Consider the following 23582-nt stretch of genomic DNA (forward strand, 5'->3'; position numbering starts at 1 on the left):
GGCGAAAAACACGCCACTCTCGTGCTTGCGCGTTTAGCAATAGCCCGGACGCGTATCCCAGCCCTACAACAAAGGCCTCGCCATGCTGCCCGATAAACCGATGACCGGTATTGCCATGATGCTTGGCTTTTGCATCATCGCCCCTGTGGGGGATGCGATCGCCAAACTGCTCGGGGCATCGGTGCCGCTGGGTCAGGTGGTCTTCCTCCGCTTCGCCGTCCAGCTGCTGATATTGCTGCCGATTGTGATTTTGACCGGTCGGCCCCTGATCCTGCGGGGCAAAACGCTGTGGCTGACGTTTGTGCGCACGCTGCTGCATGTCATCGGGATCGCGATGATGTTCTCCGCGCTGAAGTACCTGCCGCTTGCCGATGCGGTGGCGATTATCTTTGTCATGCCCTTCTTCATGCTGTTGCTCGGCAAATATGTCCTGAAGGAAGAGGTCGGCCCCCGTCGGCTAATCGCGTGCATCGTCGGCTTTTGCGGCACGCTGCTGGTGGTGCAACCCAGCTTTGCCGAGGTCGGCTGGCCCGCCTTGTTGCCCGTTGGCGTTGCGCTGAACTTTGCCCTGTTCATGCTGGTGACGCGTCAGATTGCGAAACACACCGACCCGATCAGCCTGCAAACGGTCAGCGGGTTTATGGCCTTGGTGATTATGCTGCCGTTCCTGGCCCTTGGTCAGGGCATGGCGCTGCCCGCCTTGGGATGGATCGCGCCTGACACAACAGATTGGTCGCTGCTAATCGCCATGGGCGTACTGGGAAGCATCGCGCATCTGCTGATGACATGGTCCCTGCGCTACGCCCCCTCGGCAACGCTGGCCCCGATGCAATATCTCGAAATTCCCGTGGCGACGCTGGTCGGGTTGATCGTTTTTGGCGATTTCCCCAATGCGCTGGCGGCGCTCGGCATGGGGATCACTATGGCCGCGGGGCTTTATATTATTCTGCGAGAGCAGGCCACCCAGCGGCGTCTGGCCGCAGCAACGCTTGTGCAACCTGCTGCATGAGGTCCCGTGGCACCATCAGCAGCGCGGCGGGGCGGTCCATCGAAAGCGTCAGGGCACCTGTGGCACGGTTCGATGTGCCCAAGCGCCCAAGCGGCGATAGCTCCAGCCCGTCAAGCGGCCACTCCAACCCGCGGCTTTGGCCCCGCACTGCGGCCAGCGGATATACCGACACCACATCGCCTGCCCGCGTCGGCAGGGTTATGTTTGGCGGTGCGAGAAAGATAAGCTGCGTGCCAGCGATCAGCAGGCAGCGTTGGTGCGGGTGGCGCGCCAGACTGCTCAGGGCCGCAAGCTGATGGTCCACGCGCCCGCCCGAAAATCCGACCGCCACGATCAAGGGGGCAGCCACCGACCGCAGCGCTTTGTCAAAGTCCGTCGTCTCTTGCTCTGCCAGTTTGAACTGACGCGCAGACGGGATGCGGGACAGGGTTTCGGACGATACGGAATCAAAGTCGCCGACCAGCGCCGCGACCTCTGCCCCTTGGGCAACGGCCAGATTGGCCCCACCGTCGACCGCTACGCACATCGGCGCAAGCTGCAGCGCGTCTTTCAGGTCATCCGGACCCACCTGCCCGCCCCCAACGACCGTTATAGGGCTGTTGCTTGCAACAAACGTTGTTTTCACGGCGATTTACCTCAAATTGGAAACAATGCCGCAATTTTGACATTAAATGATACGTTGCAGGGCACAGATTCGAGCCGAATTGGTCTTGAACCTTATGGTAAACAGTAAGCTGCAAATAGGCAGAGGACGACCATCCGATGATGAATAACAACAAAATTCTGACGGTCTCATACGGCACTTTCTCGTGCACGTTGGAAGGCTTTGACGATTCATTCGGCACCATGAAGGCCATCGCGGAGTATTTTCGCGATTTGTCGTCGGAGGATCGGTATTTCGGTGCAGAACCCGCACAGCCCGATGCGGAGATGCTGGCACATATCGCCCAAAAAGAGATTTCGCGCCGTGTCGAGGCGCGTCAGCAAGACGGACAGATTGTCCTGAGCGCACAAACGCCCGAAAAAGCCGCAGCGCAAGCGCAGCAAAGCCCTACCCCTGTAGCTGCACCTGCCAGCCCGTCGGTTGTGTCGACCTCCTTTGCGCCCCGCGGGCCTCAGGAAATTTCCGCCTATTACGACGCCTACAGCGTCAACGCCTTGAAAGCCGACACAGCTAAAACCGCCCCTGCAGCTCAGGCAGAAACCGCCCCTCAGCGCGTTGATGCGGTCAGCCGCGCCGTCGAGACACCGCAGCCTGCCTACGACGCCCCTGCGCCGCAGGCCGAAACCCCCAAAGCGCCACCCGCCGAGGTGGATATCGTACCCGGCCAGCCCGACGAAGACGTCGAGGCGTTCTTCGCCGATAGCCCACGCACCACTGTGACCCTCGACGACCAGGACGCCGAAATCCAACCGGTCGCGGCACCCGCCGTCGACAGCATCGCGGCCAAACTGCAGCGCATCCGCGCCGTGGTTGCCAATCAGGATGCGCCCGCTGCGCAACATCCCCAGATCTCTGGGGATGACACTGCAGACAAAAACGAGGCAAAAACCGATGATGTGATCGCCAGTGCCATTCACGACATCGAGGATGCCTTGAATGCGGATGATACTGTCGAAGATATTGCCCACGCACGTGAAGCCGATGCGCAGGTTGAAGAAGCCGCAGCGCCGGCCGAAACTGCGCCCCAAGACGACGACGCCTTAGAACAGCAGCCTGACGCAACGGCGCAAGACGACGCGTCCGACGAAGATGATGCGCAGAACGACGACACAGCTGATAGCGCAGAGCTTGAAGCCGTCGAAGACACCGCGCCGCGTGGTCGCGTGCTCAAGGTGAAACGCGCCGACATCGACCGCGCCATCGCCGCGGGCGAGCTGGAAGAAGTCAAAGAAGACGCCCCCGCTGTGCTGGAAGAGACCGATAGGCCCGCCGCGCGCCTCCCGCGTGATCCAGAATCGACGCTCTCGGACGAGGACGAAGAAGACTTGGCACGCGAGCTGGCCGAGCTAGAGGCGACATTGCCCTCTGCCTCCGCCGACACGCTGGCCGACGCGCCCGACGAGGATGCCGACACTGCGGTGGAAGACGAGATCACTTTGGAAGGCGAAACCAGCGCGGAGGACGTATCAGAAGATACAGATGCCGAAATGTCGGAAGACGACACTGAAACGGCGGCAGAGCCCGAAGCCGAAGCGCCCAAAGATGCCGCGCAACGTCGCAGCCTGCCAACGCTCGACGCGGATACCGGACCGGACATGAACCGTCTGCTCGCCGAAACCGACAACCAGATGGACGAACCCGAAGCCGCCACCCGCCGCGACGCGATCACCCATCTGCGTGCAGCCGTGGCCGCGAAAAAGGCCGACATCGCCCTTGGCGCGCCCGCCACGACAGAGCAGAAGAACAACGCCTACCGCAGCGATCTGGCTGAAGCGGTGAAACCGCGCCGTCCCGCGACGACCACCGCCCGCACCGAGCGTCCGGCAGAACCACGCCCTGCACCGCTCAAGCTGGTGGCAGCACAGCGGATCGACACCCACCAGCCGCGCAACGTTACCCCTGTACGCCCCCGCCGCGTGGCCGCAGTCGCGCCAGCTCCCGCGCCTGTTCCACAGGCCGGTGGGTTCGCTGAGTTCGCCGAAGAGATGGGAGCGACTAAACTGCCCGACCTGCTGGAAGCCGCAGCGGCCTATATGGCCTTTGTCGAAGGGATGGACGAATTTTCGCGCCCGCAGTTGATGAACACAGTGCGCCAAGGCGGTGCCGATGACTTTAGCCGCGAGGAAGGCCTGCGGTCGTTTGGCCTACTGCTGCGCACCGGCAAGCTTCAAAAGCTGGACGGTGGCCGGTTCAAAGCGTCAGAGCAAATCGGCTTTCAGCCAGATGAGCGCGCCGCCGGATAAGCTGGACAAACAGAAAGTCCGAAACGCAAAACGGCCCCCTCGGGGGCCGTTTTTTATTGTGATGTATGGTCGTGTATCCGCAAGCCAGGCCGGCCAAAGCGGTTCTATTCAGCGTCGTCGCGCGCGTTCGGGTCGGCCTGACCGATGCCCTTGAACACGAACTTGAGCGGGATCGCCCAAACCACGCCAAGCGCAATATAGATCAGCAGTTCAGCCCAGAACGGCGGCCGGTCAAACAGCGACACTGCGACGACAGCGGCAATGATATAGAGCGGCAGACCGACCAGAAGAATGACCAGCGCCCAACGGCGTCGTGCTTTATATCCAAGGGCCATCGTGGTGTCCTTTCATCAGGTGCCAAGGGCCCCGCAGGGCCCCGGCGATATAGATCAATCGGCGAAGGGGTCAGTGACCAGAATCGTATCTTCCCGCTCTGGCGAGGTTGACAGCATCGCGACGGGGCACTGGATCAGCTCTTCGATGCGGCGCACGTATTTGATCGCGTTCGCGGGCAGATCAGCCCAGCTGCGCGCGCCTTCGGTGCTTTCGGACCAGCCCGGCACTTCCTCGTAGATCGGGGTACAGCGCGCTTGTTGATCGGCTGCCGTGGGCAGGTAATCGAGCACTTGACCATCCAGATCGTAGCCGGTGCAGATCTTGAGCGTCTCAAACCCGTCAAGCACGTCAAGCTTGGTCAGCGAGATGCCGGTCACGCCACTGGTGACACAGGTCTGGCGCACGAGGGCCGCATCGAACCAGCCACAGCGACGCTTGCGCCCGGTGGTGGTGCCGAATTCATGGCCGCGTTCGCCCAGACGTTGACCGTCGGCATCGTCCAGTTCAGTCGGGAACGGGCCTTCGCCGACGCGCGTGGTATAGGCTTTGACGATCCCCAGCACATAGTTGATCGCGCCCGGACCAATGCCGACACCCGTCGCCGCCTGCCCTGCAATCACGTTCGACGACGTGACGAAAGGATAGGTACCAAAGTCGATGTCGAGCAGCGCGCCTTGGGCCCCTTCGAACAGGATACGCTTACCGGCTTTGCGCTTTTCGTTCATCACCTTCCAGACAGGTGCCGCATATTCAAGGATCTTCGGCGCGATCTCTTTAAGCAGTTCAACCAACCCGTCGCGGTCAATCGCTTCGACACCCAGACCCTTACGCAGCGGATCGTGGTGCTGCAACGCGCGGTCGACGCGTGCCTCGAGCGTGGCGGGGTCGGCCAGATCGGCAACGCGGATGGCGCGGCGACCGACTTTATCCTCGTAGCACGGCCCGATGCCGCGACCGGTGGTCCCGATTTTGGTACCTTTTGACGCGGCCTCTTCGCGGGCGCGGTCCAACTCGCCGTGGTAGGGCATGATCAGCGGCGTGTTTTCCGCGATCATCAGCGTTTCGGGCGTGATCTCGACGCCTTGGGCGCGGATCGTTTCGATTTCTTTCAGCAGGTGCCACGGGTCAAGCACAACACCGTTGCCGATAACCGAAAGCTTGCCGCCGCGTACAACACCCGAGGGCAGCGCGTGCAGCTTGTAGACCTTGCCGTCGATGACCAGCGTGTGGCCCGCGTTATGGCCACCCTGAAAGCGGGCGATGACATCGGCCCGTTCGCTGAGCCAGTCAACGATTTTGCCTTTTCCTTCGTCGCCCCACTGGGCGCCTACGACTACGACGTTGGCCATGAAGATATTCCTTTAACAGTTCAAATAACCGTGCAAACCCGTGGAGGTATAGCGACGACCGCCAAGGTCCGAAACTGTAAAATGCAGCCAAAACGCCGCGGCGTCACATTTCTCGGCATTTATCGGCCTTGGGCGGTAAAACTTGAACCCGCCCCCATAGACTTTGGCGCGGTAGCGCCGATATTCCAAGCCAGACCAAACAAGGAAGTACCACTGATGGGTTTTTTCATACGTTGGGCCTGCGCTTTTGTGCTGTTGGCCGCGACCTTTAATCCGACGTCTTATAATTATGTCACATGGGTCATGCGCTACGGCCATATGAATCTGTCCATCGCCGTCTTGCTGGGGCTGCTGCTGCTCATCGGCTACGTTGTTTATCTGCGTGCGACGCTGCGCTCTATCGGCGGGCTGGGGATGTTGCTGGTGCTGGCACTGGTCGGGGCCAGCCTCTGGGTGCTCTATGATCTGGGGGTCCTGCGGCTGGACAACGGCAGCTTTAACCTTTGGCTTGGCCTAGTCGCACTGAGCTTTGTACTGGGCATCGGCCTTAGCTGGAGCATCTTTCGCCGCGCCGTATCGGGGCAGGCAGATGTGGACGATGTGGAAACCTGAAGCGAGGTTTCACACCGGCTTTCTGCCCAAGCGGGGCAACGCGGGCCAATCCTCCCTTGCCCCCATAGGCAAACTTGCCTAGACACGCCCAAAGTCAAAACCGCAGAGCCGTAGGTACCAATGGAAAATGTAGTCCTGATTGTCCATCTCATTCTGGCCCTTGGCCTGATTGCAGTCGTGTTGCTGCAACGGTCCGAAGGGGGCGGCCTTGGCATGGGCGGTGGGGGCGGCGGTGCCGTTTCCGGTCGCTCGGCAGCCACGGCCATGGGCAAACTGACCTGGATCTTGGCCGCGGCCTTTATCGTGACGTCGATCACATTGACCATCATCGCGGCAGAAAAATCCGCCGGCTCCTCGGTTATCGACCGTCTGGGCGGCACGCCACCAGCTCTGAACCAAGGTGACGCACCAGCGCTGCCCGATACCGATTCACTGCTGCCGCCGACACCTGCGGAAAACACACCGCAAGTTCCGACTGCGGATTAATCCAGACACTACAACAGCTTGAGGTTAGGCCAAGTTACGCAACAGGATGTTGCGGCTTGGCCTTGCTTTTTCCATCCGAATCCTGTTAGGTATAAGTCCCGTGATGCTGCGGTTTTCCGCAGCTCAATTGCTTGGCTTTTGCCGCATCAAATCTGAACTCACGGGGGCCTTCATCACATGGCACGCTATATTTTCATCACCGGTGGTGTGGTTTCCAGCCTTGGCAAAGGCCTTGCCTCTGCGGCGTTGGGGGCCTTGCTGCAAGCGCGTGGCTTTTCCGTCCGTCTGCGCAAATTGGACCCGTACCTGAACGTCGATCCCGGCACGATGTCGCCCTTTGAACATGGCGAAGTTTTCGTGACCGACGATGGTGCCGAAACCGATCTGGATCTGGGCCACTACGAACGCTTTACCGGCGTCGCGGCACGCAAGACGGATTCGATCAGCTCTGGTCGGGTCTATTCCACCGTGCTCGAGAAAGAGCGTCGCGGCGACTATCTGGGCAAGACCATTCAGGTGATTCCCCACGTCACTAACGAGATCAAGGATTTCCTGCATGTCGGCGATGACGAGGTCGACTTTATGCTGTGCGAAATCGGCGGCACGGTGGGCGACATCGAGGGCTTGCCCTTCTTCGAAGCGATCCGCCAGTTCAGCCACGACAAACCGCGCGGCCAGTGTATCTTTATGCACCTCACCCTGCTGCCCTATCTGGCAGCCAGCGGCGAGCTGAAGACCAAGCCGACGCAACACTCCGTCAAGGAATTGCAAAGCATCGGGATCGCGCCGGATATTCTGGTCTGCCGTTCAGAACACCCGATCCCCGAAAAAGAGCGCGAGAAGATCGCCCTTTTCTGTAACGTCCGCAAAGAGGCTGTGGTCGCGGCCTATGACCTGAAAACCATCTATGACGCGCCGCTGGCCTATCACGCCCAAGGGCTGGATCAGGCCGTGCTGGATGCGTTCGATATCTCCCCCGCACCCAAGCCCGAACTGTCGGTCTGGCGCGATGTCTCTGACCGCGTGCACAACCCCGAAGGCGAGGTCAAAGTCGCCATCGTCGGCAAATACACCCAGCTTGAAGACGCCTATAAATCCATCGCAGAGGCGCTGACCCACGGTGGCATGGCCAATCGGGTCAAGGTCAAGATCGAATGGGTCGATGCAGAGGTCTTTGATCAAAGCGACGACCTGTCCTCGCACCTCGAAGGGTTCCACGCGATCCTCGTGCCCGGCGGGTTTGGCGAACGCGGTACTGAAGGCAAGATCAAGGCCGCACAATATGCCCGCGAACAGAAAGTCCCCTATCTGGGGATCTGTCTGGGCATGCAGATGGCCGTCATCGAAGCCGCGCGTAACGTGGCGGGCCTGACGACTGCGGGCTCCGAAGAATTCGACCACGAATCCAGCGGCAAAAAGCGTTTTGAACCCGTCGTCTACCACCTCAAGGAATGGGTGCAGGGCAACCACAAGGTCGAACGCAAGCTGGACGACGACAAAGGCGGCACCATGCGGCTTGGTGCCTATGACGCGACGCTGAAAGAAGGGTCGAACGTGGCCAAAGTCTATGGCACCACGTCCATCGACGAACGTCACCGCCACCGATATGAGGTCGATACCGCCTACCGCGAACAGCTTGAAAAAGCGGGTCTTACCTTCTCGGGGATGTCGCCCGACGGCATGCTGCCCGAGATCGTGGAATGGTCCGATCACCCGTGGTTCATCGGCGTGCAGTTCCACCCCGAACTCAAATCCAAACCCTTTGATCCGCACCCCTTGTTCAAGGATTTCATCCGCGCCGCCAAGGAAATGTCGCGGCTGGTCTGACCCTCGCGAAAGGCGGCCATCGGCATGCTCAGCTACCAACATATCTACCACGCCGGCAATCTGGCCGATGTTCACAAACACAGCCTGCTGGCGTGGATGTTGGGGTATCTGACGCGCAAGGACAAACCGCTGTCCTATCTGGAAACCCATGCGGGTCGGGCGCTGTATGACCTGTCCGACACCCCTGCCCTGAAAACCGGCGAGGCGGCGCAGGGCATTGGCCGTGCCCGTGGCTGGTTCGGCAATACGCATCCCTATGCGCAGGTGCTCGATCAGATCACGCGAGAGCAAGGGACCGATGCCTATCCCGGTTCGCCGCTCTTGGCCGCCAAGCTGCTGCGCGACAGCGACAGCATCCATCTGGCCGAACTGCATCCCGGTGAACATGCCGCGCTTGATCTGGCGATGTCGCCCTATAATGCCAAGTGTCACTACCGCGACGGGTTCGACATGGCTTTTGCCCTGACGCCCCCCACCCCGCGCCGTGGCCTGATGCTGATCGACCCGAGTTTTGAGATCAAAACCGATTACGTCGATATCCCGCGCCACATTGGCAAGCTCGCCCGCGCATGGAACGTCGGCATCATTGCGCTGTGGTATCCGATTTTGACCAGCAAGGCGCACCAACCCATGCTCAGCGCGCTGATGGGGGCCCACCCCGAAGCACTGCGCCACGAGGTCAGCTTTGCCCCTGCCCGCCGTGGTCACGGAATGGTCGGATCGGGCATGTTCGTGTTGAACCCGCCATACGGGCTCAAGGAAGAAGCGGCCCGTCTGACGGCCAAGTTCAAAACCCTACCTCGATAAGGAGCTACCGATGCCCAAAGGATACTGGATCGCAAATGTCGACGTTCGTGACGCCGAGGTCTACGACAAATACCGCGCTGCAAATGCCAAGCCTTTTGCCGATTTCGGGGCAAAGTTTCTGGTCCGTGGGGCCACGCCAGACATCCGCGAAGGTACGTCACACCCGCGCATCGTTGTGATCGAATTTGCCTCTCTTGCGGATGCCGTGGCCTGCTATGAAAGCGACGGGTATCAGGCGGCCAAAGACATCCGGTCGTCGGTGTCGGATGGCAATCTTGTCATCGTCGAAGGCTATGACGCCTGAGGCCACGAACAGCAGCTGTGTGCGCGTTTAGAATTGCGCTTTTTATACATCACCCCTTTGCGAATATGGGCCAATTGGAACGTCCGGCTTTGATTTGAGTTAGCCTAGAACGCCCCGAACGATAAAGAGTTGCCATGTTTGAACGTCTATTCCCCCGCCGCAAGCCGGACCCCAAGCCGCTGCCACAGCCGACCCCACAGCTTGCGCTTGGTGCATTGCTGGTGCGTGTGGCGCTGGCCGATCGCACCTACCGTGCGGCCGAAGTCGGGCAGATCGACCGCATTCTGGCGCAGACCTTTGGTTTGAAACCGATCGAGGCGGCGAAACTACGTGCCACGTGCGAAGCCTTGGAACGCCACGCGCCGGGCACGCCTGAATTTGCGCAAATCCTGCGCGAGGAAGTCGCCTATGACGACCGCAAGGCGCTTGGCGATGCGATGTGGTCCGTGGCGCTGGCCGATGGGGCGCGGGACGACGACATCGAAATTCAGCTGCTGGCGATCGAAACCGCGCTTGGGCTCAGCGACAAAGACATGTCCGCCGCCCGCGAAAAAGCGTTGAAAGCTTTGTGACCTTGGCCTCGCGCCGCAACCGCTCTATATCACGCCCATGTTTGCAGAATTCATCAAACGGCTGACCCAGCCTGATCCCGCCCAGCTTCCCGACGGGGATGCCCGCCTTGCGCTGACCGCGCTGTTGGTGCGCATCGCCAAGTCGGATAACGAATACGCCCCGTCCGAGCGCGCGCGCATCGACCAGATCATCGCCAAACGATATGCGCTGGATGATGACGACACCGCCACGCTGCGTGCCGACGCCGAAGCGCTTGAAGCCGAAGCCCCCGATACCGTTCGCTTTACCCGCGCGATCAAAGATGCCGTGCCCTATGACGCCCGCCTTGCCGTGATCAAAGCGCTGTGGGAAGTCGTGCTGGCTGACGGCATGCGCTCTGACGAAGAGAACGCCCTGCTCCGCTTGGTGACCAATTTGCTGGGGGTCTCGGACACCGACAGCGCCATCGTACGCAAACAGATTGAAGACAAAGACTAGTTTACGCGCAGGTGGCGATCTTACGCGGGGTCAACCTTTGAATTATTGGGCGAAACCCAAGTTCAAGATTGCAAATCCCCGTGAAAATCACCTTAACTTGCTGCGGAATGCACAATAAGGCAGCACAGTGACAGAACAGCCCCCCGTTATCGAGATCAACAATCTGCACAAGGCCTATGGCCCTCTGGAGGTGCTCAAGGGGGTGTCGGTCAAGGCCCCTCGGGGGCACGTCATCTCGCTGATCGGGTCGTCCGGTTCTGGTAAATCCACGTTGCTGCGCTGCTGTAACCTGCTCGAAGACAGCCAGCAGGGCGATTTGCGCTTTAACGGCGAGGCCGTGACCTGGAAAGGCACGGGCCACAACCGCCGCCCCGCCGATCCCAAGCAAGTGCTGCGCATTCGCACGAACCTGTCGATGGTGTTTCAGCAGTTCAACCTGTGGGCCCATATGACGATTCTGCAAAACGTGATGGAGGCCCCCCTCACCGTTCTGCGCCGCGACCGCGCCGAGGTAGAGGCAGCAGCACGGGCGTATCTCGATAAGGTGGGCATCGGCGACAAATGCGATGTCTTTCCGGCGCAGCTGTCGGGCGGCCAACAGCAACGCGCCGCCATCGCACGCGGGCTGTGTATGGAACCCGAAGCACTGCTATTCGACGAACCGACCTCGGCGCTTGATCCCGAGCTTGAGCAAGAGGTCGTCAAAGTCATCAAGGATCTGGCCGCCGAAGGGCGGACCATGATGATCGTAACCCATGATATGAAACTGGCGGCCGATGTGTCGGACCACGTCGTTTTCCTGCATCAGGGTTTGATCGAAGAACAAGGGGCCCCCGACGCATTGTTCGGTGCTCCTAAATCGGAACGTCTGCGCGGGTTCCTCTCGGCCACCCACGCGGACTAAAAAACGACCAAAAAACAATAAACTGGGAGACTTCAAAAATGAAAACACTCGTTCTTGCCACTGCCGCACTGGCGCTCAGCACAGGTTTCGCCATGGCAGATGCCCACGGCAAAACCATCCGTATGGGGACCGAAGGGGCCTACCCTCCCTATAACTTCCTGAACGATGCTGGCGAAGTAGACGGCTTTGAGCGCGAAGTCGGCGACGAACTGTGCGCCCGCGCCGAGCTGACCTGCGAATGGGTCACAAACGAATGGGACAGCATCATTCCGAACCTGACGTCGGGCAACTACGACACCATCATTGCCGGCATGAGCATCACCGACGAGCGTGAAGAAGTGATTGATTTCACACAGAACTACTTCCCGCCTGCGGCCTCTGCCTATGCCGCGAAATCGGCTGATGCCGACATCACAGGCGGCGTCGTTTCCGCGCAGACCAGCACGATCCAAGCGGGTCACGTCGCCGAATCCGGTGCCACCTTGCTGGAATTCGCCACCTATGACGAAACCGTCGCAGCCGTGAACAACGGCGAAGCCGACGCGGTTTTCGCCGATAAGGACGCATTGGTCCCCACGGTCGAGGAATCCGGCGGCGAGATGGTATTTGTCGGTGATGACGTACCACTGGGCGGCGGCATCGGTCTTGGCCTGCGCGAAAGCGACACAGAGCTGAAAGCAAAGTTCGACACCGCCATCCAGTCGATGAAGGATGACGGCAGCCTAAACAAGCTGATCATCAAGTGGTTCGGCGAAGACGCCAAAACATTCTGATCCTGATCGGGGCGGCACGTTTGCCGCCCCCTTTTCTCTGCCTACCGATCTGACTAAAGACCCCAATACAGACGCCCGCAAAAGGGCGCATACCACCGGGACATTTCGCTATTTTTGCTTGCACCGACCCAGAAACGCTTTCCGGCCTGTCATGGCTGACGTGCTACCTGACCACGGGCAAGCATTTGGCTTTCTATGGCGCATTCGGCACAGTGTTGCTGTTGCTTGCCATCACCGCCCCCGCAGCACTTGCCTTTGGCTTTGGCGGCGCGATGGCCGCACGGTCGCCCTTTGCACCGCTGTCATGGCTGGGCCGCACCTATATCGCCGTTGTGCGCGGCGTGCCGGATATTGCGTTCTTTTTATTTTTCGTCATCGCCTTGGATCAGGGCATCGAATACCTGCGCCACAAGGTGAAATGCCCCGACTGGGATCAACCGATCCGGCAGGGCAGTGATTTTCTTGTCTGTCAGGCCGCCAAAATGCCGCTTGGGAATTCGGCGCAATGGGTCCACGAAGCCTACGGCTTTTCGCTCGCCGTCCTGACCTTTGCGATCGTGTTCGGTGCCTTTGCGGCTAATGTGCTTTATGGCGCGATGCGCGCCGTGCCACGGGCGCAGATCGAAACCGGCGAAGCCTACGGCATGAGCCCGCGCCAGACCTTCTGGCGTATCCTTGTGCCGCAGATGTGGGTCTATGCGCTGCCCGGGCTGGGCAACCTGTGGATGGTGCTGATCAAGGCAACCCCGCTGCTGTTCTTGTTGGGTATCGAAGACATCGTGTACTGGGCGCGTGATCTGGGCGGGGCCAAGACGCCGCGCTTTACTGATTACCCCCACCCCGACTGGCGCATGTGGTATTTCCTAGCACTGCTGGTCTTCTACCTCTGCTTTACCCGTGTGTCTGAAATCGTGCTTGACCGACTGATGCGGCGACTGACCAAAGGTCAGGCCACCGCCGGTGGTGAAGCGCAGCGAAAGGCCGCCGCATGACCTGTTGGGAAACGATCCAATCCTACGGGCTGCGCTCGCTTGGCTATGGTGAACGGCTGCTGCCGCGCAGTGACTTTACGCTGTGTGATCAATTCACCCTGATCGGGTCGGGCATGATCTGGAACGTCTACTACGGATTTTTCGCGCTGATCAGCGGCTTTCTGCTGGCAACGGTTCTGGCCGTGGGCAAGGCGCACCCCAGCCCTTGGCTGCGCAAACCGTCGGAATGGTTTATCTTTCTGTTTCGCGGCTCGCCGTTGTTCATCCAGTTCTTTTTCGGCTATTTTTTGTTCCTTAGCCTAAAATCTGTGCATCCGTTCTTTGATATGTTCACCTCCGCGTGGCTCGGGGCGTTGATCGTTTTGTTCTTTAACACCTCCGCCTACTCGGCCGAGATTTTCTATGGCGCGCTGCAATCCATCCCCAAAGGCGACACCGAAGCCGCTGATGCCTATGGCATTTCGGGCTGGCCGCGTTTCAAGCGCATCGTCTGGCCGACCATGCTGCGTTTGGCCTGGCCCGCCTATACCAACGAGGCGATCTTCTTGTTTCATGCGACAACACTGGTCTTTTTCACCGGTTTTCCGGCGCTACAACAACGCGGCGATGCGCTTTATTATGCCAGCTATTTTGCGGATAAAACGTTCAACCCGTTCACCCCCTATCCCATTCTCGCCGGCTATTTCATTCTACTGACACTCGTGATCATCTCTGTCTTCGGGCTGATCAATCGCCGTCTAAACCGCCACCTGCCCCAGTCATCGGTGCGGAAAATTCGCTTGCGTCTAAATCTGATCCGGTAGTATCTATTTTTTGATCAAATTATTTAGCGCGTGGGCGCTACTTTCGGTTTTCATGTTTTAAGAACACCGTTCACGCCCGCCGCTTGCAAGGTGTGATATGAAAAACTGGCTTCGCAAACATCCTCAGGTCCGCACAATCCGTGTGGCCGCCGCCGACCTGAACGGTCAGGCCCGAGGCAAGCGCATCCCTACGCGTTTTGCCGACAAGGTCGTAGAGGACGGCACGCGCTTTCCGATGTCGGTGCTCAACCTCGACATCTGGGGCGAAGACATCGACGACAGCCCGCTGGTATTCGAAAGTGGCGATGCCGACGGCATCCTGCACCCGACAGAGCGTGGCTTTCTGCCGATGCCATGGCTTGATGCGCCGTCCGCCCTGCTGCCGATCTGGATGTTCCACGAGGATGGCCGCCCCTATGGCGGTGACCCGCGTCATGCCCTGCGCGCGGTGGTTGATCGCTATAAATCGCGCGGGCTGACACCGGTCTGCGCAGTCGAGCTTGAATTCTTTCTAATCGACGATTCGGGCCGCAAGCTTCAGGTGCCCCTGTCGCCGCGGTCGGGCAAACGCCGTAAGGCGGCTGAAACCCTGTCGATCCGCGCGCTTGACCAGTTCGATGAATTCTTCACCGACCTTTATGACGCCTGCGAAGAGATGGATATCCCCGCCGATACCGCGATTTCAGAGGCAGGTCTGGGCCAGTTCGAAATCAACCTGATGCACTGTGACGACGCCCTGCGCGCCGCCGATGATGCGTGGTTGTTCAAGATGCTGGTCAAGGGACTTGCCCGCCGCCACGGCTTTGCCGCGAGCTTTATGGCGAAACCCTACGAGGATTACCCCGGCTCTGGTTTGCATACGCATTTCTCTGTGCTCGACAAGAACGGCAACAACGTCTTTGATGACGGCGGCCCCCAAGGCACCGCGATCATGCGCCACGCCGTTGCGGGCTGCATGAACGCCATGGCCGGTTGCGCGCTGGTCTTTGCCCCTCATGCCAACAGCTTTGACCGGATGGTACCCGGTGCCCACGCGCCCACGGGCATTTCATGGGCCTATGAGAACCGTACCTCGTCGATCCGCATCCCGTCGGGCAGCCACAAGGCGCGGCGGATCGAACACCGAGTGTCGGGCGGTGATGTGAACCCCTATCTGATGCTGGCCGCCGTACTGGGGGCCGCGATGAACGGCATCGAAGACGGGGCCGAACCCCCTGCCCCGATCACCGGCAACGCCTATGCCGCCGAACTGCCGCAAATTCCGGGCGACTGGAAATCCGCGATCGATGCCTTCGAAAACTCGGAAGAGGTGAAACGCATTTTTGCCCCCGAAATGGTGCGCAACTTCATCCTAACCAAGCGCCAAGAGCTGCATTATATGCAAGAACTGACCCCGCAAGAGCAGGTCGAAATCTATCTGGACACGGTGTAAACAGATGGCGCGCATGAAAATCGGCATCCTCCAGACCGGCCACTCCCCCGACAACATGAAAGACGCGCTTGGCGATTATGGTGATATGTTCGTCAAACTGCTGGGCGGGCATGATTTTGACTTTCAGATTTGGTCGGTGGTTGATGGCGACTTCCCCGCCTCTGCCGTGGATGCGGATGGTTGGCTGATCACCGGATCCAAACACGGTGCCTACGAAGACCACGACTGGATCCAACCGCTTGAACAGCTGATCCGTGGCATACGCGACGCAGGCCGCCCCTTGGTCGGCATCTGCTTTGGCCACCAGATTATCGCCCAAGCCCTTGGCGGCAAAGTCGAAAAATTCGCGGGGGGCTGGTCTGTCGGCCGGACCGAATACACCATCGACGGCGAAACGCTGGCGCTGAACGCTTGGCATCAGGATCAGGTTACCGAACTGCCCCAAGGCGCAAAGGTCGTCGGCGCATCAGATTTCTGTGCCAATGCCGCCCTCCTTTATGATGATCAAATCTGGACGATCCAGCCCCACCCCGAGTTCACGCAAGATTTCATCGACGGGCTGATCCGCACCCGAGGCAAAGGCGTGGTCCCCGACCACCAGCTTGAATCTGCCTCCGCCCTGCTGGACGCCCCCACTAACAACGCGAAAATCGCCGACCACATTGCAGACTTCCTCAAGAAAGAGAGATTATGATGTCCGACTGGCTTGAAGAGCTTCCCCCCGCAGCACGTACATATCTAGAGGGTCGACGGCTCGACGAAGTTGAATGCATCATCCCTGATATTCCCGGCATCGCACGCGGCAAGGCAGTGCCCGCGACGAAATTTGCGCGTCAGGAGTATTTTCACCTTCCCGACAGCATCTTCTACCAGACCATCACCGGCGAATGGGGTGATGCCGCCGGTGTTGACGGCTTCATCGAAAAAGACATGATCCTGCGCCCCGATATCTCGACCGCGACCGCCGCCCCCTGGACCGGTGACTGGACCTTACAAGTCATTCACGACGCCTATGACCGCGATGGCAATGCTGTCGGCTATTCGCCACGCAATGTGCTAAAGCGGGTCGTCGAGCTGTATCGCGCGCAAGGCTGGGAACCCGTTGTGGCCCCCGAGATGGAATTCTTTCTGGTCGCCCGCAACCTTGACCCCGCCCACGAAATCAAGCCGATGATGGGCCGCTCGGGCCGTCCCGCCGCTGCGCGACAGGCCTATTCCATGACCGCCGTGGACGAATTCGGCCCCGTGATCGACGACATCTATGATTTCGCAGAGGCGCAGGGCTTCGAAATTGACGGCATCACCCAAGAAGGCGGCGCGGGCCAGCTGGAGATCAATCTGATCCACGGTGACCCTGTGCGTTTGGCAGACGAGGTATTCTATTTCAAACGTCTGATCCGCGAAGCCGCGCTGCGCCACGATTGCTATGCCACCTTCATGGCGAAACCCATCGCCAACGAACCCGGCAGCGCCATGCACATCCACCATTCGGTGCTGGACGCGACAACGGGCAAGAACATCTTTTCTGACCCGGAGGGTGGCGAAACGGAAGCGTTTTATCACTTTATCGCCGGTATGCAAAACCACATGCCCGACGCGCTGGCCGTCCTTGCACCCTATGTGAATAGCTATCGGCGCTACGTCAAAGACCACGCCGCGCCGATCAATCTGGAATGGGGCCGCGACAACCGCACCACGGGCATCCGCGTGCCCCTGTCCGGCCCAGCTTCACGCCGCGTCGAGAACCGCTTGGCCGGCATGGACTGCAACCCCTACCTCGGCATCGCCGCCTCGCTCGCCTGTGGTTATTTGGGCCTGATGGAGCAGAAAGACCCCAAACCCGAATTCAAGGGTGACGCCTATAATGGCGACGGGGATATCCCGCAGGTTCTAGGGTCAGCACTGGATCTGTTCGAAGAGGCCACAACCCTGCACGACGTGCTAGGCCCCGAGTTCGCCCGCGTCTATGCCATCGTGAAACGCGCCGAGTATGAAGAATTCCTTCATGTGATTTCCCCGTGGGAGCGTGAGCACCTGTTGATGAACGTCTAGGTTCGCCGCACCCGCGGGAGCCTTCGGCGAGGATTTAGGACCATTTGGAAGCGGTCGAGGGGGCCTATCTGCCATGAATCTGCTATATGAAAATGACGCGCCGGGGCGCTACCCCGACAGCTGGTACGCTGCGACCGCGACCCCCAGCACCCCCTACCCAACCCTAAAGGGGGACCAGCGCGCCGATGTCTGCATCGTGGGCGGCGGCTATACCGGACTGTCCGCCGCCTTGCATCTGGCACAAGCCGGACGCCGCGTCGTGCTGGTCGAGGCGCAGCGCGTGGGCTTTGGCGCATCGGGCCGCAATGGCGGTCAGCTGGGCAGTGGTCAGCGGGTCGAACAGGACGCGCTTGAAAAGATGGTCGGGGCTAACGCCGCCCGCCGTCTGTGGGACCTAGGCGAAGACGCCAAGGCGCTGGTCAAGCAGCTGATCGCCACCCATGACATTGACTGCTACCTCAAGCCCGGTGTGGCCTGGACCGCCAGCGCGTCGACGGATGTGGACCACCTGCACGCCTATGCTGGCTTCTTGCAGGACCGCTATGGCTACGACCAGATAGAGGTGCTGGACCGCAACGCTCTGCGCAATGTCTGCGCCTCGCCCGCCTATGCTGGCGGTATTCTGGATATGGGGGCCGCGCATCTACATCCCCTGAACCTCGCCCTTGGGCTGGCACGGGCGGCGCAGGCAGCAGGGGTCGAAATCTATGAACGCAGCGCCGTGCATCACATCACCGAAGGCAGCCCCGCCACTGTGCAAACCGATGGCGGGCGGGTCACGGCGGATCATGTGATCCTTGCCTGCAACGGCTATCTTGGCGGGCTGAACCGCAAGGTTGCGGCCAAGGTGATGCCGATCAACAACTTTATCATCGCCACCGAACCCTTGGGGGATCGCATAAAGGAAGTGTTGCCCCGTGACGTCGCCGTGGCCGATAGCAAATTCGTGGTGAATTATTTCCGGCTTAGCCATGACGGGCGGCTGCTGTTTGGCGGCGGCGAAAGCTATGGCTACCGGTTCCCCAGTGATGTCGCGGCCAAAGCCCGCAAGCCCATGGCCCAGGTTTTCCCCGCTTTGCGCGATGTAAAAATCGATTACGCTTGGGGCGGCACGCTGGCGATCACCATGAAGCGTCTGCCGTTTCTCGCACGTATTGCGCCGAATATCTTGTCGGCCTCTGGCTATTCCGGCCACGGCGTCGGCACGGCGATCCACGCAGGCCAGCTGATGGCACGTGCGATTGAAGGCGACGGCGATGGCTTTGACACCATGAGCGCCCTGCCCACCCCCAGCTTCCCCGGCGGCGGAGCCTTGCGCAGTCCGCTGCTTGCGCTGGCGATGACCTGGTTCAGTTTGCGCGATCGGCTGGGGATCTAGTCACAAAACATTCATGAAGCCGAGCGGTGAAAACGCTTGGTCCCACAGGCGCATTGTTTTACCATTCTGAAAACAAACATTCAGGATATTGAAATATGACCCTGCCCGACATGCACAGCGCCGAAGCTATTCCGGACTCTGCCCGCGCCGAGATAGAGCAGCTGTTGCAAAGCGGCGATCTGTTTCGCTACACCGCTGCTGCCGACGCGCCGGTGTCCCTGCTTGAAGCCGAGTTCGCGCAAATGATGGGCAGCCGCTATGCGCTGGCGGTGTCGTCCTGCTCTGCCGCGCTGTTTCTGTCACTGCTGGCGCTGGATCTGCCGCAGAATGCCAAGGTGCTGATCCCCGGCTTTACCTTTGCTGCCGTGCCCTCCGCTGTGATCCACGCCAATTATACGCCGGTGCTGTGCGAAGTCGGGGCGAACTACCGGATTGATATGGCGGATTTTGCCGCCAAGCTGCCGACGGTAGATGCGGTGATCATCAGCCACATGCGCGGGCATACCTCGGATATGGATGCGATCATGGCGCTTTGCGATGCCGCAGATATACCCGTGATCGAAGACGCGGCCCATTCGCTCGGCACGCTCTGGCATGACCGCAAGATAGGCACCATCGGCAAGATCGGCTGCTTCTCGTTCCAGTCCTACAAGATGGTCAACGCGGGCGAAGGCGGTATCCTGATCACCGACGACGCCGATCTCGTGGCGCGTGCGATCATTATGTCAGGGGCGTACGAGCACAACTGGAAGAAACACCCCGGCATCGCTGACGCCTGTGCGCGGTGGCAGAACCAGCTGCCGCTTTATAACCTGCGGCTCAACAACCTGTCGGCGGTGCTGGTGCGGGCTCAACTGGCCGAACTGCCCCGCCGTGTGGCCGACGGGCTGCGTAACCACGACTATGTCGCGGCCAAGCTGAATGCCGTTCCACAGATCGACGTCCCCGCCCCGCTCCCCCCCGAGACCCGGGCACCGGATTCCATCCAGTTCAACCTTGTGGGTCTGGACGACGCGGCCATCCGCGCCTTTGCAGATGCCAGCGCCAAGGCGGGCGTCAAGGTGCAGGTCTTTGGTCAAAGCACCGACAATGCGCGCGCTTTCTGGAATTGGCAGTTCATTCAAGATTTGCCCGACCTGCCCCAGACCCGCGCCATGTTGATGACAGCCTGCGACGTGCGCCTGCCCGTGCAACTGCAACCAGCCGAGCTCGACGCGATTGTGAATGTGCTGCTAGGCGCGCTGGCGACGGTGACGAAATCCGCCGCGGCCTAAGGCTTCATTTTGCCAGATAAACTCCCGCCGGAGGCATCCGGCAGACACAACAAAGCCCACCCGTCAGCGGATGGGCTTTGACCGTTCTAACGCATCTAAAACGCACCGAGAAAGAGGTTACTTCAACTTTGACAGTTTCTCTTGCAGTTCGGCCAGCTGCTGTTTGATCGCATCAAGACTTTCATCCTGACCGCCCCCCTTGGCGGGGCGCGCATCGCCCCCCCCCATGCCATTCCAGGGCGTCGGCATGGTGCCCGTCATCGCTTTCATAAAGGCCTCTTGCTGGGCCTGCATGACCTCGAAGCCCGGCATTTTCGACATCGGGTTGATCGTATTCATATTCTCGAGCACCCGTGCCTGACCATCGCGCAGCATATCGAACGACGATTTCAAGAACTGCGGCACGACACTGGCATCGGGGGACATATAACTGCGGACAAGATCGTTCAGCACATCCACGGGCAGCACGGATTCACCGCGGCTTTCGTGTTCGGCGATGATTTGCAGCAGGTATTGACGGGTCAGATCGTCGCCTGATTTCAGGTCTACAATCTTCACCTCTCGGCCATCGCGGATAAAGCCCGAAATATCGTCTAAAGTGACATAATCACTGGTTTCGGTATTATACAGGCGGCGGCTTGCATATCGTTTGATAAGCAGGGGCTTGACTGTTTCGGTCACACTAGGTCCTTCCCAAATAGGCATGCTGCATTGCAGCTTAGGGCAGCTTAAATGAAAAAGATAGGCGCCACAAAAAAGGGCAGACCGCAAAGTCTGCCCTCATCAATCTTTACTGAACCAAAGGCCAGAGCGATTACTTCGCTGTGGTTTTCTTTGTCGCGGCTGTCGCGTCGGCAGTTGCCTTTTTGACAGCGGCCGTTGCTTCTTCGGACATGTCCTTGCCAGCAGCCATCATCAGCTCAACAGTGTCCATCTGGACCTTTTTGGCGATCTCGGCAAAAGCGGCCATGTGCTCGGACGCAACTTCGGCAGAGGCCGAGGTGAACTCGGTCATTGCTTTGGCGTAGTCAGCAGGCTCTTGCTTGGCTTTCGACATTTCCGACATTTTTGTCAGGGTGTCTTGAGTCCATTTGCTGGAAATCGCTGCGGATTTCTCAGCGGCGCTCAAGGCCACACCGGACAGCTTTTCGTTCAGCGTCGCGGTGGTTTTGAACGCATCGTTCATTGCGGATGTGTCAACGGGGAATGCACCCATCATGTCTTTCATCATCGCGGCGAAATCTGGTGTCTTCGTCATGGTAAACTCTCCTTATGGGGGTAAGCGGCGTCTACCGCTTCGTTATGACTAAACTTAAGATAGATGCTGCAGTGCGGCATTGCAAGGTTTTTTCTGCATTGCAGCATCATCGATTCCAGACACTTGCGCCCTTAATAAAATGGGCAATCAGATCAACCTCTTGCCCTGCGCGCCACATAGGTGCCGGGCGCATCGCCAAACGTCTCGCGGCCATTTTCACCTGCAATACGTGCATCCACCTTACCGTCGGACTGATTCTCGAGCCATGCCCCCCAGCGGGGCCACCAAGACCCTTCGTGGAAGGTCGCGCCCTCTCGCCAGTCCTCATGGTCCAGCGACACATCAGCGTTGGTATAGTGGCCGTATTTGCCTTTGCTGGGCGGATTCACGATGCCTGCGATGTGCCCCGACTGCGTCATGACAAATGTCTTGTCAGCGCTGCCCATCAGCCCCACGCCGCGATAGCTGTCTTTCCACGGCGCGATGTGGTCCGTCTCGCAACCGACTGCCATCAGCGGCACGTCAATGTCTTCGAGCTTTAGCCGGTGGCCCAGCAGGTCGAACCCGCCGTCGACCAGCTTGTTCTGCTGGCAAAGCCCCCGCAAATATTCCATCGCCATGCGTTGCGGCAGGTTCGCCCCGTCGCCGTTCCAGTACAGCAGATCAAAGGCGGGCGGCGTATCGCCCAGCATGTAGCTTTTGATCGCGGGCCCATAGACTAGATCATTCGACCGCAAGAAAGAGAACGTACGTGCCATGATAAGCGACGGCAGCATACCTTTATCCTGTGTCTCTGCCTCGATCCCGTCAATGAAATCATCGGTCAGGAACGGCTGAAACTCACCTTGATCGGAGAAGTCGGTCAGGGCGGTAAAGAAGGTCGCGGATTTGACCGACGTATCGCCCCGCTGTTTCATCAGCGACAGCGCCAACGCCAGTGTCGTGCCTGCAATGCAATACCCCACGGCATGCACATTGTCTTGACCCGTGATCGCCTTGGCCTCCTTGATCGCGGTCAGGAACCCGTTTTCGATATAGTCGCCCATGCCAATGTCACGATGGCTTTGGTCCGGATTGACCCATGACACCATGAACAATGTATAGCCCTGATCCACGATCCATTTGACCAGACTGTTCTGCTCTTTCAGATCAAGAATGTAGAATTTGTTGATCCACGGTGGAAAGATCACGATTGGGGTGGCGTCCACTTTTTCGGTGCTGGGGCTATACTGGATCAGTTCGAACAGTTTGTTGCGAAACACGACCTTGCCGGGGGTTGTGGCGATGTTGCGACCCAGCTCGAACGCGCTCTCATCCGCCAGCCGCACGACCAGCTCGCCGTTGTTGGCCTCTAGGTCAGCAATCAGGTTCTCAAGCCCGCGGATCAGGCTTTCGCCTTCTGTGGCGACGGCACGTTCCAAAGCATCGGGGTTGGTGGCCAGAAAATTCGTCGGGCTCATCAGATCAACGATCTGGCGGCTAAAATAGCTCAGGCGTTTGCGTTCATGTGGGGCCAAATCGGCGACGTTCTCGACCGCTTGGCCAAGCGCCTCTGCGTTGATCTGGTACTGTTGTTTGACAAAATTGAAATAGGGGTGCGATTTCCACAACGGGTTGGCAAAGCGGCGGTCCTCGGGCGCGGTATCTTCAGGAGCTTCCAGCTTGCCTTTGGCCAGCGCCTGCTGCGCCTCGACGAAGTGGCTGACAGATTTGCTCCAGTACGACACCTGCTGCTCGATCATCTTGGCCGGATTTTGCACAGCTTCGGTCCAATAGGACGTCGCAGCCTTTGTAAACAGCTCCTGATTCGGACCGTCCAAGCTCGCCTGATGCGTGTCCCGCCCGACCATGATCTGCGACAGTCGTGCCCCCAGCGCTTCGACCTTGCGCAGGTTTTCCTCCATACGTTCCTGTGCCTTGGAACTCTCAACGTCGGTCTTAGTTGTTTTTATTGTCATGTTAACCGTTCCTCCCTATGTTTGCACCTGCAGCATCGCGCCGACCTTTGGGGGAGGGTCCGACAAGATGC

Annotated in this window: 24 protein-coding genes; 18 read left to right on the forward strand and 6 right to left on the reverse strand. The window is 59.4% G+C overall.

What is annotated here, in order from left to right:
* The first annotated feature begins 82 nt into the window (after positions 1-82).
* Positions 83-1009, forward strand: a complete 927-nt coding sequence (locus GLP52_RS06900; protein WP_093733234.1) for a DMT family transporter — start codon at positions 83-85, stop codon at positions 1007-1009.
* Here the strand turns inward: GLP52_RS06900 and GLP52_RS06905 are convergent.
* Entirely contained in the window at positions 942-1634 is a 693-nt protein-coding gene (locus tag GLP52_RS06905; RefSeq protein WP_093733235.1) for a thiamine diphosphokinase, read from the reverse strand. The genes GLP52_RS06900 and GLP52_RS06905 overlap by 68 nt on opposite strands.
* A gap of 137 nt (positions 1635-1771) precedes the next feature.
* Here GLP52_RS06905 and GLP52_RS06910 point away from each other — a divergent pair, with 137 nt between their 5' ends.
* Positions 1772-3916, forward strand: a complete 2145-nt coding sequence (locus GLP52_RS06910) for a hypothetical protein (protein ID WP_237271924.1) — start codon at positions 1772-1774, stop codon at positions 3914-3916.
* 104 nt (positions 3917-4020) lie between these two features.
* On the opposite strand, the gene GLP52_RS06915 is transcribed toward GLP52_RS06910, so the two are convergent.
* Positions 4021-4251 (reverse strand): DUF2842 domain-containing protein, encoded by a 231-nt coding sequence (locus GLP52_RS06915; RefSeq protein ID WP_237271925.1) that lies wholly within the window; start codon positions 4249-4251, stop codon positions 4021-4023.
* 54 nt (positions 4252-4305) lie between these two features.
* Entirely contained in the window at positions 4306-5601 is a 1296-nt protein-coding gene (locus GLP52_RS06920; RefSeq protein WP_093733238.1) for an adenylosuccinate synthase, read from the reverse strand.
* A 216-nt stretch (positions 5602-5817) separates the two neighbouring features.
* Here GLP52_RS06920 and GLP52_RS06925 point away from each other — a divergent pair, with 216 nt between their 5' ends.
* The 16 genes from GLP52_RS06925 (at position 5818) to GLP52_RS07000 (ending at position 20295) form a co-directional block, all read left to right on the forward strand.
* A complete protein-coding gene (locus tag GLP52_RS06925; protein WP_093733239.1) occupies positions 5818-6213 on the forward strand; it encodes a DUF6524 family protein in 396 nt (131 codons plus the stop codon).
* A gap of 120 nt (positions 6214-6333) precedes the next feature.
* Positions 6334-6699, forward strand: coding sequence for a preprotein translocase subunit SecG (gene secG / locus GLP52_RS06930; RefSeq protein ID WP_093733240.1), 366 nt, complete (start codon positions 6334-6336; stop codon positions 6697-6699).
* A 177-nt stretch (positions 6700-6876) separates the two neighbouring features.
* Entirely contained in the window at positions 6877-8526 is a 1650-nt protein-coding gene (locus GLP52_RS06935; RefSeq protein WP_237271926.1) for a CTP synthase, read from the forward strand.
* A gap of 24 nt (positions 8527-8550) precedes the next feature.
* On the forward strand, positions 8551-9333 hold the full coding sequence (gene rlmJ / locus GLP52_RS06940) for a 23S rRNA (adenine(2030)-N(6))-methyltransferase RlmJ (protein ID WP_237273469.1): 783 nt from the start codon (positions 8551-8553) through the stop codon (positions 9331-9333).
* Between the two features lie 10 nt (positions 9334-9343).
* Positions 9344-9637 carry a DUF1330 domain-containing protein gene (locus GLP52_RS06945; RefSeq protein ID WP_138923804.1) on the forward strand — a complete coding sequence of 98 codons (294 nt, stop codon included), beginning with the start codon at positions 9344-9346 and terminating at the stop codon, positions 9635-9637.
* Positions 9638-9771: 134 nt separating this feature from the next.
* Positions 9772-10209 carry a tellurite resistance TerB family protein gene (locus GLP52_RS06950; RefSeq protein ID WP_138923805.1) on the forward strand — a complete coding sequence of 146 codons (438 nt, stop codon included), beginning with the start codon at positions 9772-9774 and terminating at the stop codon, positions 10207-10209.
* Positions 10210-10246: 37 nt separating this feature from the next.
* Complete coding sequence (locus GLP52_RS06955) at positions 10247-10687, forward strand: tellurite resistance TerB family protein (protein ID WP_237271928.1); 441 nt, start codon at positions 10247-10249, stop codon at positions 10685-10687.
* Between the two features lie 127 nt (positions 10688-10814).
* A complete protein-coding gene (locus GLP52_RS06960; protein ID WP_237271929.1) occupies positions 10815-11591 on the forward strand; it encodes an ABC transporter ATP-binding protein in 777 nt (258 codons plus the stop codon).
* A gap of 38 nt (positions 11592-11629) precedes the next feature.
* On the forward strand, positions 11630-12364 hold the full coding sequence (locus GLP52_RS06965; RefSeq protein WP_237271930.1) for a transporter substrate-binding domain-containing protein: 735 nt from the start codon (positions 11630-11632) through the stop codon (positions 12362-12364).
* Positions 12365-12474: 110 nt separating this feature from the next.
* A complete protein-coding gene (locus GLP52_RS06970) occupies positions 12475-13356 on the forward strand; it encodes an ABC transporter permease (RefSeq protein WP_237272664.1) in 882 nt (293 codons plus the stop codon).
* Positions 13353-14159, forward strand: coding sequence for an ABC transporter permease (locus GLP52_RS06975; RefSeq protein WP_237271931.1), 807 nt, complete (start codon positions 13353-13355; stop codon positions 14157-14159). The genes GLP52_RS06970 and GLP52_RS06975 overlap by 4 nt, the downstream gene beginning before the upstream one ends.
* Positions 14160-14256: 97 nt before the next feature.
* A complete protein-coding gene (locus GLP52_RS06980) occupies positions 14257-15591 on the forward strand; it encodes a glutamine synthetase family protein (protein WP_093733250.1) in 1335 nt (444 codons plus the stop codon).
* 13 nt (positions 15592-15604) lie between these two features.
* The gene (locus GLP52_RS06985) at positions 15605-16285 is read left to right on the forward strand and encodes a type 1 glutamine amidotransferase (protein WP_237273588.1); all 681 of its coding nucleotides are present in this window, start codon (positions 15605-15607) and stop codon (positions 16283-16285) included.
* Complete coding sequence (locus GLP52_RS06990; protein ID WP_237271932.1) at positions 16285-17643, forward strand: glutamine synthetase family protein; 1359 nt, start codon at positions 16285-16287, stop codon at positions 17641-17643. The genes GLP52_RS06985 and GLP52_RS06990 overlap by 1 nt, the downstream gene beginning before the upstream one ends.
* 73 nt (positions 17644-17716) lie before the next feature.
* Positions 17717-19021 carry an NAD(P)/FAD-dependent oxidoreductase gene (locus GLP52_RS06995; protein WP_093733252.1) on the forward strand — a complete coding sequence of 435 codons (1305 nt, stop codon included), beginning with the start codon at positions 17717-17719 and terminating at the stop codon, positions 19019-19021.
* 95 nt (positions 19022-19116) lie between these two features.
* Positions 19117-20295: a DegT/DnrJ/EryC1/StrS family aminotransferase gene (locus tag GLP52_RS07000; protein WP_237271933.1), complete on the forward strand. Its 1179-nt coding sequence runs from the start codon at positions 19117-19119 to the stop codon at positions 20293-20295.
* A gap of 117 nt (positions 20296-20412) precedes the next feature.
* On the opposite strand, the gene phaR is transcribed toward GLP52_RS07000, so the two are convergent.
* The 3 genes from phaR to GLP52_RS07015 form a co-directional block, all read right to left on the reverse strand.
* Positions 20413-20976, reverse strand: a complete 564-nt coding sequence (gene phaR / locus GLP52_RS07005; RefSeq protein ID WP_093733254.1) for a polyhydroxyalkanoate synthesis repressor PhaR — start codon at positions 20974-20976, stop codon at positions 20413-20415.
* Positions 20977-21109: 133 nt separating this feature from the next.
* Positions 21110-21553 (reverse strand): phasin, PhaP, encoded by a 444-nt coding sequence (locus GLP52_RS07010; protein ID WP_093733255.1) that lies wholly within the window; start codon positions 21551-21553, stop codon positions 21110-21112.
* 152 nt (positions 21554-21705) lie between these two features.
* Complete coding sequence (locus GLP52_RS07015) at positions 21706-23511, reverse strand: PHA/PHB synthase family protein (protein WP_237273470.1); 1806 nt, start codon at positions 23509-23511, stop codon at positions 21706-21708.
* Positions 23512-23582: the final 71 nt, after the last annotated feature.

The organism is Sulfitobacter sp. M22 (assembly GCF_021736025.1).
Classification (GTDB): domain Bacteria; phylum Pseudomonadota; class Alphaproteobacteria; order Rhodobacterales; family Rhodobacteraceae; genus Sulfitobacter; species Sulfitobacter litoralis.

Coding starts and splice junctions, on each gene's coding strand:
- GLP52_RS06975 (WP_237271931.1), top strand. CDS start 13,353: ATGACCTGTTGGGAAACGATCCAATCCTACGGGCTGCGCTCGCTTGGC.
- GLP52_RS06955 (WP_237271928.1), top strand. CDS start 10,247: ATGTTTGCAGAATTCATCAAACGGCTGACCCAGCCTGATCCCGCCCAG.
- GLP52_RS06910 (WP_237271924.1), top strand. CDS start 1,772: ATGATGAATAACAACAAAATTCTGACGGTCTCATACGGCACTTTCTCG.
- GLP52_RS07010 (WP_093733255.1), bottom strand. CDS start 21,553: ATGACGAAGACACCAGATTTCGCCGCGATGATGAAAGACATGATGGGT.
- rlmJ (WP_237273469.1), top strand. CDS start 8,551: ATGCTCAGCTACCAACATATCTACCACGCCGGCAATCTGGCCGATGTT.
- GLP52_RS06945 (WP_138923804.1), top strand. CDS start 9,344: ATGCCCAAAGGATACTGGATCGCAAATGTCGACGTTCGTGACGCCGAG.
- GLP52_RS07015 (WP_237273470.1), bottom strand. CDS start 23,511: ATGACAATAAAAACAACTAAGACCGACGTTGAGAGTTCCAAGGCACAG.
- GLP52_RS06920 (WP_093733238.1), bottom strand. CDS start 5,601: ATGGCCAACGTCGTAGTCGTAGGCGCCCAGTGGGGCGACGAAGGAAAA.
- GLP52_RS06980 (WP_093733250.1), top strand. CDS start 14,257: ATGAAAAACTGGCTTCGCAAACATCCTCAGGTCCGCACAATCCGTGTG.
- GLP52_RS06935 (WP_237271926.1), top strand. CDS start 6,877: ATGGCACGCTATATTTTCATCACCGGTGGTGTGGTTTCCAGCCTTGGC.
- secG (WP_093733240.1), top strand. CDS start 6,334: ATGGAAAATGTAGTCCTGATTGTCCATCTCATTCTGGCCCTTGGCCTG.
- GLP52_RS06915 (WP_237271925.1), bottom strand. CDS start 4,251: ATGGCCCTTGGATATAAAGCACGACGCCGTTGGGCGCTGGTCATTCTT.
- GLP52_RS06950 (WP_138923805.1), top strand. CDS start 9,772: ATGTTTGAACGTCTATTCCCCCGCCGCAAGCCGGACCCCAAGCCGCTG.
- GLP52_RS06965 (WP_237271930.1), top strand. CDS start 11,630: ATGAAAACACTCGTTCTTGCCACTGCCGCACTGGCGCTCAGCACAGGT.
- GLP52_RS06985 (WP_237273588.1), top strand. CDS start 15,605: ATGAAAATCGGCATCCTCCAGACCGGCCACTCCCCCGACAACATGAAA.
- GLP52_RS07000 (WP_237271933.1), top strand. CDS start 19,117: ATGACCCTGCCCGACATGCACAGCGCCGAAGCTATTCCGGACTCTGCC.
- GLP52_RS06900 (WP_093733234.1), top strand. CDS start 83: ATGCTGCCCGATAAACCGATGACCGGTATTGCCATGATGCTTGGCTTT.
- GLP52_RS06925 (WP_093733239.1), top strand. CDS start 5,818: ATGGGTTTTTTCATACGTTGGGCCTGCGCTTTTGTGCTGTTGGCCGCG.
- GLP52_RS06995 (WP_093733252.1), top strand. CDS start 17,717: ATGAATCTGCTATATGAAAATGACGCGCCGGGGCGCTACCCCGACAGC.
- GLP52_RS06990 (WP_237271932.1), top strand. CDS start 16,285: ATGTCCGACTGGCTTGAAGAGCTTCCCCCCGCAGCACGTACATATCTA.